General features: G+C 52.2%; 13 protein-coding genes. All 13 read right to left on the bottom strand.

The window, feature by feature from the left end; genetic code table 11:
• Positions 1-36: 36 nt before the first annotated feature.
• Positions 37-975, bottom strand: a complete 939-nt coding sequence (gene nadA / locus NST43_RS31685; RefSeq protein ID WP_036723934.1) for a quinolinate synthase NadA — start codon at positions 973-975, stop codon at positions 37-39.
• Between the two features lie 245 nt (positions 976-1,220).
• The gene (ftsH, locus tag NST43_RS31680) at positions 1,221-3,266 is read right to left on the bottom strand and encodes an ATP-dependent zinc metalloprotease FtsH (RefSeq protein WP_209994380.1); all 2,046 of its coding nucleotides are present in this window, start codon (positions 3,264-3,266) and stop codon (positions 1,221-1,223) included.
• Between the two features lie 111 nt (positions 3,267-3,377).
• Positions 3,378-3,917, bottom strand: a complete 540-nt coding sequence (gene hpt, locus NST43_RS31675) for a hypoxanthine phosphoribosyltransferase (protein ID WP_036696450.1) — start codon at positions 3,915-3,917, stop codon at positions 3,378-3,380.
• Positions 3,918-3,963: 46 nt separating this feature from the next.
• Positions 3,964-5,406: a tRNA lysidine(34) synthetase TilS gene (gene tilS / locus NST43_RS31670; RefSeq protein ID WP_339221460.1), complete on the bottom strand. Its 1,443-nt coding sequence runs from the start codon at positions 5,404-5,406 to the stop codon at positions 3,964-3,966.
• An 86-nt stretch (positions 5,407-5,492) separates the two neighbouring features.
• On the bottom strand, positions 5,493-6,437 hold the full coding sequence (locus tag NST43_RS31665; protein WP_339221459.1) for a serine/threonine protein kinase: 945 nt from the start codon (positions 6,435-6,437) through the stop codon (positions 5,493-5,495).
• Complete coding sequence (locus NST43_RS31660) at positions 6,421-7,167, bottom strand: VWA domain-containing protein (RefSeq protein ID WP_339221457.1); 747 nt, start codon at positions 7,165-7,167, stop codon at positions 6,421-6,423. The genes NST43_RS31665 and NST43_RS31660 overlap by 17 nt, the downstream gene beginning before the upstream one ends.
• 485 nt (positions 7,168-7,652) lie before the next feature.
• Entirely contained in the window at positions 7,653-10,160 is a 2,508-nt protein-coding gene (gene spoIIE / locus NST43_RS31655; RefSeq protein ID WP_209994376.1) for a stage II sporulation protein E, read from the bottom strand.
• Between the two features lie 451 nt (positions 10,161-10,611).
• Positions 10,612-11,112, bottom strand: a complete 501-nt coding sequence (locus NST43_RS31650; protein ID WP_036696437.1) for a S1 domain-containing RNA-binding protein — start codon at positions 11,110-11,112, stop codon at positions 10,612-10,614.
• 125 nt (positions 11,113-11,237) lie between these two features.
• Positions 11,238-11,573, bottom strand: coding sequence for a septum formation initiator family protein (locus NST43_RS31645; RefSeq protein WP_209994375.1), 336 nt, complete (start codon positions 11,571-11,573; stop codon positions 11,238-11,240).
• 30 nt (positions 11,574-11,603) lie between these two features.
• Positions 11,604-12,167 (bottom strand): spore cortex biosynthesis protein YabQ, encoded by a 564-nt coding sequence (gene yabQ, locus NST43_RS31640; RefSeq protein ID WP_209994374.1) that lies wholly within the window; start codon positions 12,165-12,167, stop codon positions 11,604-11,606.
• Positions 12,164-12,448 (bottom strand): sporulation protein YabP, encoded by a 285-nt coding sequence (yabP, locus tag NST43_RS31635; protein WP_209994373.1) that lies wholly within the window; start codon positions 12,446-12,448, stop codon positions 12,164-12,166. The genes yabQ and yabP overlap by 4 nt, the downstream gene beginning before the upstream one ends.
• Positions 12,449-12,589: 141 nt before the next feature.
• On the bottom strand, positions 12,590-12,868 hold the full coding sequence (locus NST43_RS31630; RefSeq protein ID WP_036696426.1) for an RNA-binding S4 domain-containing protein: 279 nt from the start codon (positions 12,866-12,868) through the stop codon (positions 12,590-12,592).
• Complete coding sequence (locus NST43_RS31625; RefSeq protein WP_036696423.1) at positions 12,868-13,140, bottom strand: HU family DNA-binding protein; 273 nt, start codon at positions 13,138-13,140, stop codon at positions 12,868-12,870. The genes NST43_RS31630 and NST43_RS31625 overlap by 1 nt, the downstream gene beginning before the upstream one ends.
• Between the last annotated feature and the right edge of the window lie 204 nt (positions 13,141-13,344).

Below are 13,344 nucleotides of genomic sequence, written 5' to 3'. Positions count from 1 at the left end.
CGCTTTTCACCTGTTTCAACGAAAGAGTAGCGCATGCTACCGGACTTGTAGCATGCGCTCTAAGGATGTTCTGGCTTTGTCGGCGACTGCAGGCGGTACATAGATCTGCGGCTTCATTGTCTCCAGGCATTTGACCAGCTTCTTCAAATTATTAACCTTCATATTAGGACACACCAGGAATTTGGTGGCAAAATGAAACTCCTTATCCGGGCTGTCCAGCCGCAGCTGATACCCGGTTCCATCCTCAGTACCCACAATAAACTGCCGGCGGTCCGATTTCCGGCAATATTCCAGAATGGAGGTAGTGCTGCCTACATAATCCCCCATCGCCACGACTTCCGGGCGGCATTCGGGATGTACCACAAATTCGGCTTCCGGGTATTTGGCTCTCATCTCCATTACATCCTTGACGGTAAGCATGTCATGAGTATTGCAATAGCCTTCCCAGATAATCAGCTTCTTGCCGGTCTGATCCTGGACATATTGACCCAGATTCTTATCGGGTACCCAGATGATTTCTTCGGCATCAAGCGATTCGATCACCTTCACTGCATTCGCCGAGGTGCAGCATATATCCGTCTCCGCCTTGATTTCTGCCGAAGAATTGATATAGGTTACTACCTTCGCATTCGGATGCTGAGCCTTCAGCTTGCGCAGCCCATCCACATTGACCATGTCAGCCATCGGGCAACCGGCACGTTCATCGGGAATCAGAACCGTCTTGTTCGGCGCCAGAATCTTGGCGCTTTCTCCCATGAAATGAACGCCACAGAACACGATTACATCTGCCTCTGTCTCCGCTGCCTTTTGGGCCAGCAAAAAAGAGTCTCCCCGGAAATCCGCGACTTCCTGAATTTCATCACGCTGATAATAATGAGCCAGAATAATAGCGTTCCGTTCCTTCTTGAGCTGTTCGAGGCGCACACGAAGTTCACGATTCTGTTCCTGCTTGCGCTCAAGCGCCAGAGCTTCCACGGTCAGTCTCCCCCTTATGTCTTCATGGCTTGCCGCCAGTACATTTCTTATAAATGATAAATTTAATATTTATTCACTAATGTACACAACGTTCCACCCCCTGTCAATCCAAGCGGGCGCTCTGTTTCAGAGTGAAACCGGAGAACAAGTTAACGTGTGAAACCTCTATGTGCTTATATATAAAAGAAAAGCCCGGAGAACCAGTGGTTCTCCGGACTAGATTACAACGTTTGCTGCTGTAAGGGTTATACCAGACTTCCGCCGCCCTTATTCCCGTCATCCGGTCCGTTTCCCTCTTCAGGGTCCGGCTTGTTCGGAATATCCTTGGACAGGTCTAATGGGGATTCATCGTCATTCTTACCTTGAATCCGGACACGCACATCACCGATGGAATCGATAATCGGCTCGCCCGCTTCATTGGTAATGGCGTCGCCTTCTTCTGGCTTGCCATCCTCACTCAGGAAACCTTGCTCAATCAATTGTGAGATCTGATCAAGTTCCAGCGTTTCCTTCTCAAGCAGGGTGTTGGCAATCAGGTGCATTTCTTTGGAATGCTTGGTCAGCAGCTCTCTGCAGCGCTCATAGCTGCTGCGGATAAGGTTCTGCATCTCCTGATCAATCTCATAAGCAATGGAGTCGCTGTAATTCTGTTCATGCCCGATATCTCGGCCAAGGAAGACTTGGCCTTGGGTTGCGCCGAACTGCAAGGGCCCAAGCTTATCACTCATGCCATATTCCATAATCATCGCACGCACAATGCGCGTAGCCTGCTGGAAGTCACTATAAGCGCCTGTGCCGATTTCACCAATGAATAATTCTTCTGCAACACGTCCTCCAAGCAATCCGGTAACCTTATCCAAGAGTTCCTGCTTGGTAACGATCATCCGGTCTTCCTTAGGAAGCATAATGACATATCCGCCGGCACGGCCACGCGGGATAATGGTAACCTTGTGAACCACATCAGCATGCTCCAGGAAGTAGCCGGCAATGGTATGGCCTGCTTCGTGATATGCGACAATTCGTTTCTCGCGGTCACTGATGACGCGGCTGCGCTTCTCGGTACCGACAATGACACGGTCAATCGCTTCATCCACTTCACGCATCGTAATGTCCTTGCGGTTACGGCGTGCAGCAAGCAATGCCGCTTCGTTCAGCAGGTTCTCCAGATCCGCACCAGTGAAGCCGGTTGTACGCTTGGCGATAACGTCAAGTCTTACATCCTTGGTCAGCGGTTTGTTGCGGGAGTGAACCTTCAGTACAGCTTCACGGCCCTTCACATCTGGGCGGTCAACCGTAATCTGACGGTCGAAACGGCCCGGACGGAGCAGCGCCGGGTCAAGGATGTCTGCACGGTTGGTAGCCGCGACAATGATAATGCCTTCGTTGCCGCCGAAGCCGTCCATTTCAACGAGCAATTGGTTAAGGGTCTGTTCCCGTTCGTCATGTCCGCCGCCAAGTCCAGCGCCGCGCTGACGTCCCACAGCATCGATCTCATCGATAAAGATAATACAAGGTGCGTTCTTCTTCGCGTTCTCGAACAAGTCACGTACGCGGGATGCGCCGACACCGACGAACATTTCCACGAAGTCGGAACCGGAGATGCTGAAGAACGGAACTCCTGCTTCCCCTGCAACTGCACGGGCCAGCAAGGTTTTACCTGTTCCCGGAGGACCTACAAGAAGTACCCCTTTCGGAATCCGGGCACCCACCGCTGCGAATTTGCGGGGGTCCTTGAGGAATTCAACAACCTCCACAAGCTCTTGCTTCTCTTCGTCAGCCCCTGCAACATCCTCGAAGCTGATCTTCTTCTTCTCTTCATTATATAACCGGGCCTTGCTCTTGCCGAAGTTCATCACCTTGCCGCCGCCGCCCTGTGCATTATTGAACAGGAAGAAGAACAGAATGAACATGATAACCAGTGGAATCATGGAAGAAAGGAATGTCAGCCAGATGCTGTCCCCTTGCATTTTCTTCTGGCTAAGTTCTATGCCATTTTTCTGGCTGGCATCCACAAGTTCAGTAAGGGCTTGGTCTGTAGGAGGAACATAAGTGGAGAAATTCTTCGATTTAGCTTCGGGTGGCAGCTCTCTATATTCGCCAGTAACCAGAAATGCATTCCCCTCAAACTGAACCGTCATGCTCTTCACATTATTGTTCGAGATCTCCTGCCGCAACTCGTCATATCTAGGGAGATCGGCGGATTCATTTCCATTGCTTACAAACTGGACTATGCCCACCACGACTAAAAATAAAATCAAATAAAAACCAGAATTCCGGATGAACCGATTCATCCCCTACCTCCTCTCGCAACGCTCAAGTTATTGTACCATAGCCTGACCGGACTCCTCAAATTGTCAGGAAATCCAGAAAAGTGATCCGTAGATCTAAGGCTGTCGGGTAGTTCATTTGGTATAAATCTCAGGCTTCAGTACACCGACGTAAGGGAGGTTCCGGTACAGCTCGGCATAGTCCAGTCCATAGCCTACGAGGAATGCATCAGGAATCACAAAGCCGGTATACTGGGCTTCAAGATTAACTGCGCGGCCCGAGGGCTTGTCGAACAGAGTGACTACATTGACAGAAGCGGCATTGCGCCCCTGCAGCATGTCAATCAGATAGCTGAGTGTAAGGCCACTGTCGATAATATCCTCGACAATCAGAACATCACGGCCTTCAACCGATGTGTCCAAATCCTTAATGATTTTGACTACGCCGGATGATTTGGTTGTACCGCCATAGCTGGATACCGCCATGAAGTCCATTTCAACGGGTACTGTAATCACTTTAACCAGATCCGCCATAAAAATAAACGCACCTTTGAGTACACAAATCACTAAAGGTGTGCGGTCTGCATATTCCTTGCTCAGCTGGGCGCCAAGCTCCCTGATTCTCTGTTGAATTTCTTCTTCGCTGATCAAGATTTCTTGAATATCATTCTGCAACTTGCGAACCTCCTAAGATATACTTATGAAAGACTTACTTCGGCCATTACGATTCTTCACCCTGTTCCATATCTTCGAGGCTCAGGAGCAGAACCGAGACCGTGTGCCGCCCAACTGCGGCATGCATCGAGCGTCTTACGCCCGGAATCCAGACGATATTGCCCAGCGCATCACAAACAAGGGGAATTGCAGGACGTTCGGAAGAAGGTATTTTATCATCAATGTAAATATCTTTTACCTTTTTGCTTCCGTTTAATCCCATAACCCTTATGGTATCTCCAGGCAATCGGGAACGAATGGTAAGCGGCAGGACAAGATCGCCCCCGTCAAACCAAGCCGAGTTCTTCCCGTAATCCTCCTCCTGTGCAGAAAAAACCTCTCTCGCAAGCACCTTCATCGTCATAACCTTTCCTATCTCCCTCAGCTTAATCCGGGGATGAGTCAAAGACAGCCGGTATGTATAGCTTACCTGCCGGATCAAGGGCTTGGACGAGAACACAATGGTATCATATTGCCGCACACAGACATAACCCCCACCCATATCCAGCGTCCAGACGGTAGGGTATTCCTGCAGCGTTCCCCGGCGTACTGCTTCAATCTTGGGGTAATCCATGAATGATGAATCCGCCGACAGATAATTTAATATTAGTTTAATCAAACGCCGTTGTAAAGCGGAGGGTATGGCTGCAAAGTCAGCTCTCTTCAAGGTGTATTTTCCATGCTCGGTGAAAACCAGCTCATCAAAGCATTTTGCCGCATTCGCCTCCATATATTCATCTTCCGCCGAGGCAATTTCAGCCAGCTGCAGAAGCGATTGTCTCACTCTCGGATTATGCTGCTCCAGCATAGGCAGCACCTCCAGCCTGACTGCATTGCGCTTGTACTTCGTCAGGAGATTGGTTGCATCCTCCGCATAAGCAAGACCCTCCTCCTGGCAAAAGCCGACAAGAGCCGTTTTGTTAATACGCAGGAAGGGGCGGATGAGTTCCACCTTTTTTTCAGTCCGTTTCCAGCGCATGCCTGCAAGTCCCGAAGGCCCGCTCCCCCGCAACAGCCGCATAAGCACCGTCTCGGCCTGATCGTCTGCATGATGGGCCAGCGCAACAGAGCGCGCGTGGTAACGGTGTGCGGTAGCGATCAGGAACTGGTAACGCTTCTCCCGTGCAGCCCCTTCCGGGCCGAGCCCGCTCTCCTTGATGATGGACGGAATATCGAATTCGCCCAGCTCGAAGGGGATTCGCAGGCTTGCCGCCAAGGCCCGGACCAGCTCCGCTTCCTCTGCTGATTCCGCTCTGAAGCCGTGATTGACATGGGCGCATATCAGAGACAGCGGCATCCGGGTCAGGGATATGTCATGCAGAACACGCAAAAGAGCCACAGAGTCCGGCCCTCCGGAAACTGCGACTACAATGGTGTCATGGGGCGCCCACAGCTCATATTCAGCCGCAGCTTCTATTACGGATTCCACCAGTTCTTTCCTGTGCTCCATAGGGGCTTCCTTTCCTGCCATCCCTAACGCGGCCTGCTCCGGCGGTCAGCATCTTAGTAAGTATGTACAATTACAACTGTCAATTCTCAGAAACGGAAAACCCAGTAAAGCGTGAACGCCAGCAGAAATAAAGACAGACCAAATGCATTTTTGAGCCAGCGTGGGGTCGCCATCGTCTCATGACCAGTCTTCCGTCCTCTGTAAATGTGGCTTCTCCAGATCTCCGTAGCCTGCGCGGAACCGGGGAAACCGCCTTTGAGCGCGAGGCACAGCCAGGAAGACAGCTTCTTATCCGGCAGCTCTCTGGCCAGCTTCAGCAGTTCCTCTACGCTCCTTGTCTGCGGCAGCTGCTGGGCGGCGGACTTCAACCCTTCTTCATTAAGCAGCCGCAGACACAGGACGGCAAAAGCAAACAAATCATAGTTCTCGTCGCCCGTCCGGCTGCCGGCATTCCAGAATCCACGGTCATGCCATTCGGTGAACTGCTTCACGCTGCGGCCGATGGGGCTTGCCCCTCCGTAATCAATCAGCTCGGCTTCCCCGTAGCTGGATACCATGACATTCTCCGGCTTCAGATCCCCGAACACGAAGCCGCACTCATGCAGCGTCTGCAGCTTCTCCAGAATTGTCATTCCGACCAGCCCCAGCCAGGAAGCACCGTTCCTGGACAGGAAATGGTGCAGCGGCCTTCCTTCCACATAACGCATCACATAAAAGGGCGTATGCTCCCGGTCCTTGAAATCATCGGATTCAAGCAGGTAAGAGGACAACGGCGATTCCTTGCGGGCCCGATGCTCGCTGCGCTTGCGGCAGGACTGCAGGGAGGTCAGCACGTTAATCTCAGACTGCAGCTCCAGCGTATCGTATCCGATCTTAAGCGCATACCGCTCCCGCCGGCCTTCCCGCTGCACCAGATATACGGTTCCGTTTGCCCCTTTCCCCAGCACACGTTCGACAACATAGCGGTTCCCCCGCCATTTGCCGGTAATTACTGTGCCTGCCGGATAGGATGGATTAGACGACATACCCACCAATCATCCCTTCTCTTGCCCCGTCATCTTCCCCTGGAAGATAATCACGATGTTCCTCCAGTTTATCATAACGATAATATTCCAGCACCTTGAAAATAGCCGGTCCGGTCGGCGTAGCCCCCCGCATCTTCAGTCTGGAAAAGAGGGAGCGGACCTCGGATACATTCCGCGTCCAGTCCATATCCAGCATGGCATCCTCACTGCTGGAGCGCCCGGGGAAATGGAACACGGCAATCTCGCTGCTCCCTTCCCGGGCCTCCAGACTGAGCGCCAGATCACGGATGGCGTCCTCCACCGCGCCAAGCTTCGGCTTCATGCTGGCGCTTGCGTCAATTAATAGCGCTATGCGCAGCGGCGAGGTCTCCGTCAGCTCATCGACCACGGTTACTACCTGTGAACGCTGCTGCGGAGGCAGCTCCGCCAGCGAGCCGTCGCCGAGAATTTTTTGCACCTCTTTATTCACTGCCTGCTGAATGGTCTGAACCACTGTCTTGCGTGTCATCATCTGGATGGTCTGGGCCAGCTGCGGGGTCCCCACGATCCGGCTGATCCCGCCCCCGGACTTGGCAATGTCGGCAATCTCCCGGCTGCCCAGCTCACCGATGGTTCCATAATCCACGACCCCTACCACGTTGACCGTGATGCCCTCCTGACGGGCATGTGCTGCCGCCAGCACCGGGCTCTCCCCCACATTTGAACAACCGTCCGTGATCAGCAGAATTTGCTTCATGACCATTCCTCCCTTCCTTGTCTAGTTACTAGCATTGCCAAGGTTGAGAGATTTCAAACGCCGCCTATAGCTGAAAAACTTTGGAATGAAATCAAGGTGAGGTAAGGGTCACTGCAAGAATTGTGGACTTCCGATCGCTGTTGTCTTCCGATTTCCTGATTTGAGACCGCGGTTTGCGGTTGAAATCGGAAGACAAAGGCGAACGCTGACGCTTCTACACTTCAGAGTCTTACTCCAGCTCCGAATCTCCTAATCCTGCCTTAAATACAACTCTCCTCCCGTTAATCCGTCTAAATACTGAAATTGTTGCACAAAAGGCAGGAATCCCCCTCCCTAAATTAGATTAGTGTAAAAAATCTTGCAATTCATGCAACAATCGAGCTTCAGCAGCGGGTATCTTCAACACCAGGCTGCATTTCGTACAACATTTCCAGCTTAATCAGAATGAGACTCAAGTGGTGCCCGGTAAGCGTATCCCAGCTGCGTTAGCTAACCGTACGCGGGCGCTCCATCCGGCCGACGCCAGGCATATGCAAGCTGGACCATTCCGGGTGGTAATGATCCACACGGCTGATCACAATGGTCATATCATCATGGACCTCATTCCCCTGATAGCGGATTACCTTGTCCAGCAGTTCGTCTGCCATATCCTGAGGGTCATCGCCCTCCAGCTCCTGGATCAGGCGTTTGATCCATATCTCCTTATTAACGGCATATCCCGGCGCATCATAAATACCATCGGTCATCATAATCAGGATATCGCCGGGACGCAGCTGCATGGTGACCAGGTCCACCTCAATATCTTTGATGATTCCAATCGGCAGATTGCTGGCCGTCACGGGAATCACTTCGCTGCCCCGCCGGATGAAGCTCGGTGCGGAGGCAATCTTCATAAAGATCGTCTGCGCCGAATACTGGTCGATCAGCGCCATGTCCACTGTAGCGTAGAATTCATCCGGGGAGCGCAGCAGCAGAATCGAATTCACGGATTTCACCGCCAGCTTCTCATCCATGCCCGATTGCAGCAGCTTCTCCAGCATGGACAAGGCAGCGCTGCTCTCCATCCGGGCCCGCTCCCCATTGCCCATTCCATCACTGATGGATACGGCAAAGGTGCCATTGCCTAGCTCCACCGTGCTGAAGCTGTCGCCGGACAGCATGTCGCCTCCCATCCCCGCCGCGGCTACGCCGGTATTAATCTCATAAGCCTTGGCCGAACCAAACGTCACCATCGACAAGCCCTCGCGGGGATGGACGGCGGTCTCACTCACAACCGCGATGTTCTCTTCCAGAATATCGGAGAGCAGCGGAGCGATCATTTTGCGGCATTCATCGAAGCCCCGGGTGTAGGCATGCACGACCTCAATCTCCACCCGGCCGGGATCGAGGCTCAGAATCTCAATGCTGTGAATGGATAAGCCCAGCTTCTCCAGCGCCTCCCGGATCTGGCTCTCCTGCCGGTACATCGCCTGCCCTTCCCGCTTAATTTCCTTCGCCAGATCCTCCATCACCTGCGAGACGCCGGATAATTGCTCGGCCACAAATTGGCGGCTGTCGTATATTTGCCGCTTCCAGCGCATATCATGCTGGTATAGCTCATATTGGCCCTTCATGACCTCAAGAACCTCCCCCGTCCTGCCGCAGATCCGGCTCCACTCCGGCGGCAGCTGGGCAGCGGTAATATCCGGGCACTCCTCGACCGTGGTCATCATGTCCGTCATATACCTGTAGGTCTGATAGAACTTGGCATCCCAGCAGTGAGTCCGCCGGATGCACCCGGCGCAGGCTCCCTCTGTTACCGTATTCATGAAGTCCTCCATCTCACGGTCACTTTTGCCCGCCTCTGCGGCCCGGGGAATCTGCCCGAAGCTGCTGGAGAGCTGCTGGAATACCTGCGAGAACTGGGTCACCCGGTCTGCTGTAATATCCCTGACCCTCCGGGCATATTCATGTTGGGTACGGCTGTGATCGGCCGTACCTGGTACATATTTGGCAATGGCAGTAATCATCCCCTTAGGTGTTAGAAGAAACAGCACTACGGCTGCGCAGGTCTCCCAGGTAGAATTCATGACATCGCCCGGTCCCATGAAATAGACAGATAGAATCGTTGATCCCAGCAGCATCCCGATCGAGACCGCCCCTTTGCGTCCGGACTGCATCATGCCTGCCAGCATCCCGGCAAAGGCCAGCAGGCTCATTTGATAGATGGCTCCGATATCGGCCAGACTGAGAATCAGCCCCGTCACTACGCCAACTGCTGCGCCAAGCGGCGCCCCCCCGGCCAGGGCAAAGATCAGAATCAGAAACCGCGATAAGATATGCTCCAGCGATAGACCGTTAATGGTCCAGCCAACAAGGCCGGTCATTACGGAAGCCAGAAGGATGATCAGACAGAGTACCTCCTCATTGCGGAGTGCCCTGCTTTTCTGCTTATAGGTGAATAAAGGAAGCGCCTGCAGGAATACCAGTGTCAGCACGAAACCGAGTATGGCATCAATGGCCGCCATCATCAGCGGATACCACGTGAGCGAAGGACCGATGACGACCTGGAACAATCCCACCATAAAAGTTGCCACGAACACCATCAATGGGGCATAAGACAGATCCACCCGCTGGAAATTCTCCAGCCCTTTATAGATCAGGTAAAAAATAATCAGCTCCGCAGCAACCACGATGGCACCCGGAAACGGTGTGAAGAGACTGCCGAGCACGATGGCTGCGGCCACAGGGAGCATGGAATCCCTGCGCATAAATACAATGACGGCGAAATAAGCAGCAGCAAACGGGGTAAGCTCATCCAGGATCATAGCCCGTCCCAGTAAAAAGCCCATTAGGCTCAGCAGCAGCACCCACTTCTTGACCGCGATGAACTGGAGAACCGGCAGCTTGGTGCCCCACGCCTTCAAGCGCGTTCCTAAGGCTTCTTTCTGATTCTTGTCTTTGCTTCCTGCTCTTGTCCACTCCGGCAAATTCACCACATTGCTTTTACTCATTCCCTGCACCACCCGTTTATGAATTTTATGATTCTCATTATATAGCGGGGGTCTTAAGAAAGTTTGTCAGAAACGGAGAGCAATCTGTAAAAAATTTCCGACAAAAAAGCCTGTCCCGACATTCTGTGGAAAAGCCTTCCAATCCCTTACGGGGTACTAGATCGGCTGCAGACTGCTGCGCTCACGCTGCCGGTTGCAGGTAGCGCCCGCGCGGGCATTCGTCAGCGATTGCCCTTGAGTTATGTGAGAATGGCTTGGATGCTGTCGGCAATTTGTTCTGAGCCGACAAAAATAGCCTGCCGCCGTAAGCCTGCTGGAAGCATACAACTCCTGATTGGATCACAATCAAGCTGACTTTGCAGCAATGAAGTGGAAAAGCGCCCAGACGCAACAAAAAAACCGCGAAGGGCGCAAGCGCCCCAGCGGTTATTTATGATGTACAAGACTCAGATTATACGCGCTTGGCTCCTCGGCCGCCGCGCTTTCCTTCTGTGTTCTTCTTGATCGAAGATATCCGTTCTTCGCTGTCTTTCAGGAAGCGTGACATTTTATCCTCGAATGAAGGTTTACCGGCTGCAGGCTTGAATGGACGCCCACCCCGTTCACGATTGAATCCACCGCCGCCTCCGCCACTGCCGCCACCACCGCCGAAACGGTCTCCACCGCTTGGACGTTCTGGTCTTGGAGCTCTGGGGGGACGTACTTCCGATGCCGGCTTATCAACGGCTTGCTTAATGGAAAGTCCGATCTTGCCGTCCTTGTCAACATTGATCACCTTAACGGTTACTACATCCGCAATCTTCAAATGATCGTTAACATCCTTGACGTAGTTATCGGCGATCTCCGAGATGTGAACGAGACCTGTGACACCTCCTGACAGATCCACAAATGCTCCGAAATGCGTGATGCCTGTCACCTTGCCCTCTAACTTGGTGCCCACTTCAATTGCCATAGAATAAAATGATCCTCCCTTAAAAATATACAGACGAATATAATGTCCATCCTGTCTGCGGTGATTTGATTATACAGTAAAGAGCAAAGCAAGGCAACACAGCGTAAGCCTCTTTTCGCCTGCTTTTATTGCCCGGATTGCTCGGTACGGATAGGTGATTCCCCTGCAGGATACATATTGTACCATTTACGCGCTAATTGTCCGATATACTCATCGTCATTCAGGCGCGAGACCTCATATTTCAATTGATTCAGCGTGGCTGTTACACTCTCACTGTTCTCTGTCTTACGGGCGAGCTGTGCGCTCTTGTCGGCGATCGCTGCGCTCTGGGCAAAGAAAGTGAATCCGGCCCAGCCGAAGAATACAGCCATCACAAGAATCCATATAAACTTTCTTCTCTTCGCGCCTGCGGCCGAAGCATGGTGATTATTATCCTTCTCATCCGCAGAGAATCTGTTCATTCAGCTTACCTCCAGTTCCAGGGTTCAAGGTCAACGCTTCCGCCACCCTGATATCCAAGCGGTGATCCTCACCATCCGGTCACTGTGAACGAACCGGGATACATACGGAGAGACCCACCTTACAGGAAGTACCCAGATTGGCTTGGTTAGACGCAGCAGCAGCTTAAAAATATAAAGAAGGACCCGGCCGAGCAGCCGCAGCGTTCCCTTAACCAGGCGCCACAGCCAGAGAATCGGACCTCCAATGACTATGGTAACGAACCGCCATAGCATCCTGCCTGCATACTGAACCGACTGAATTAACCTTACCACAAAACGCTGTACCGTAATACTGAAGATCAAAAAATAGATCCATACTCCTAGAAAGAGGCCAAGAACGACATAAAACCTCAATTGCCCCTGGTTTCCGGCATAAAGCATACGAAAGACCAGCAGGGCCGCCCCTATCCAGTACAGCAGATCCAGCAGCGCATTCAGCCAACGGGGAAATCTCAGCTTCTGCGACAGCACCCGGTAGCTGTCATAGGCCAGTCCCATGGCAATGCCGGCCAGAATCATATAGAGCAGGGTGATCCATTGAACGGAGGGATTCATTTAAACAGCTTGCGGAGAATCCCTTTATTTTTACCTTGTGCCCCGGGGTCCAGATAAATCAGGGAATGAACATTGCCTTCAAGGGACAGCATTCCATTCTCCAGACTTAGATTCTTGATATGTAAATGAGTACCCCGTATAGTCAGTTGGCCGAGTTCTGTACTCAGCAGAAACTCTTCGCTGTCAAAGCTCTCCACATTCTGCACACCTGTAAGCTCAATCTGCTTGCGGCTGCGCATGTGCAGATCATGCTGTTTGCTCCCTTTGGCTGGCTCGATCATAGCATGTACCCCTCCTTCTTGGTTCTAATCTATGAAGGAAGGACAGGGTATAGAACCGGTTAAAAGAAGAAAAAAGAGGTATTCCGCTCCGCCGTCTTCCGGCTTCGGGAATACCTCTTAACCTTACACTTCAATGTTCTGCTACCAGTCGAGTCCAGTGCTTTTGACAACGGGCTCTTCACGGAGCAGGGTATACATTCCGGCGGCCTCGTCCTTGCGGGTGGTTTCCACCAGCTTTTCCACTTTGACCGTCACAAGCTTTTGGCCGAACTGCACGGTAATCTCGTCACCGATCTTCACCGTGCTGCTCGGTTTGGACTCCCGTCCATTGATCAACACCCGGCCCTGTTCGGACACATCCTTGGCCACGGTGCGGCGCTTGATCAGACGGGAGACCTTCAGGAACTTGTCCAGACGCATTAGTTAACGGCTTCTTTGAGCTTGTTGCCTGCCTTGAAGGCCGGCACTGTGGATTCAGGAATTTCGATAGGTGCGCCCGATTGCGGGTTACGGCCGGTACGGCCGGAACGTTTGCGCGTTTCAAAAGTACCGAAGCCGATCAGCTGTACTTTATCTCCGCTTGCGAGAGCTTCTGTAATTTCGCCCAGAACTCCGTTGAGTACGGTTTCTACGTCTTTTTTGGCCAATCCGCTTTTCTCGGAAATGTTGTTTACCAGATCTGTCTTGTTCATAATTTGAAGTTCCTCCTAGGATACAAAAAATAAATGAAAATCAGGTTTACCGGAAAATCACGGCAAATCGTCATTTCGTCTTTATGATATTCTGGATTCCACCCTCAATTCCTGCCACGATCCGCCGTTTTTTTTGAAAAAGTAACATCTTGCGTAGGATATGGGGGCTTATAGCACTATAACATTATAAACCTCTCATTGCAT

The sequence above is a fragment of the Paenibacillus sp. FSL H8-0332 genome, from assembly GCF_037963835.1.
Lineage (GTDB): Bacteria > Bacillota > Bacilli > Paenibacillales > Paenibacillaceae > Paenibacillus_AQ > Paenibacillus_AQ rhizoplanae.
This window is presented reverse-complemented; position numbering and strand designations above follow the sequence as displayed.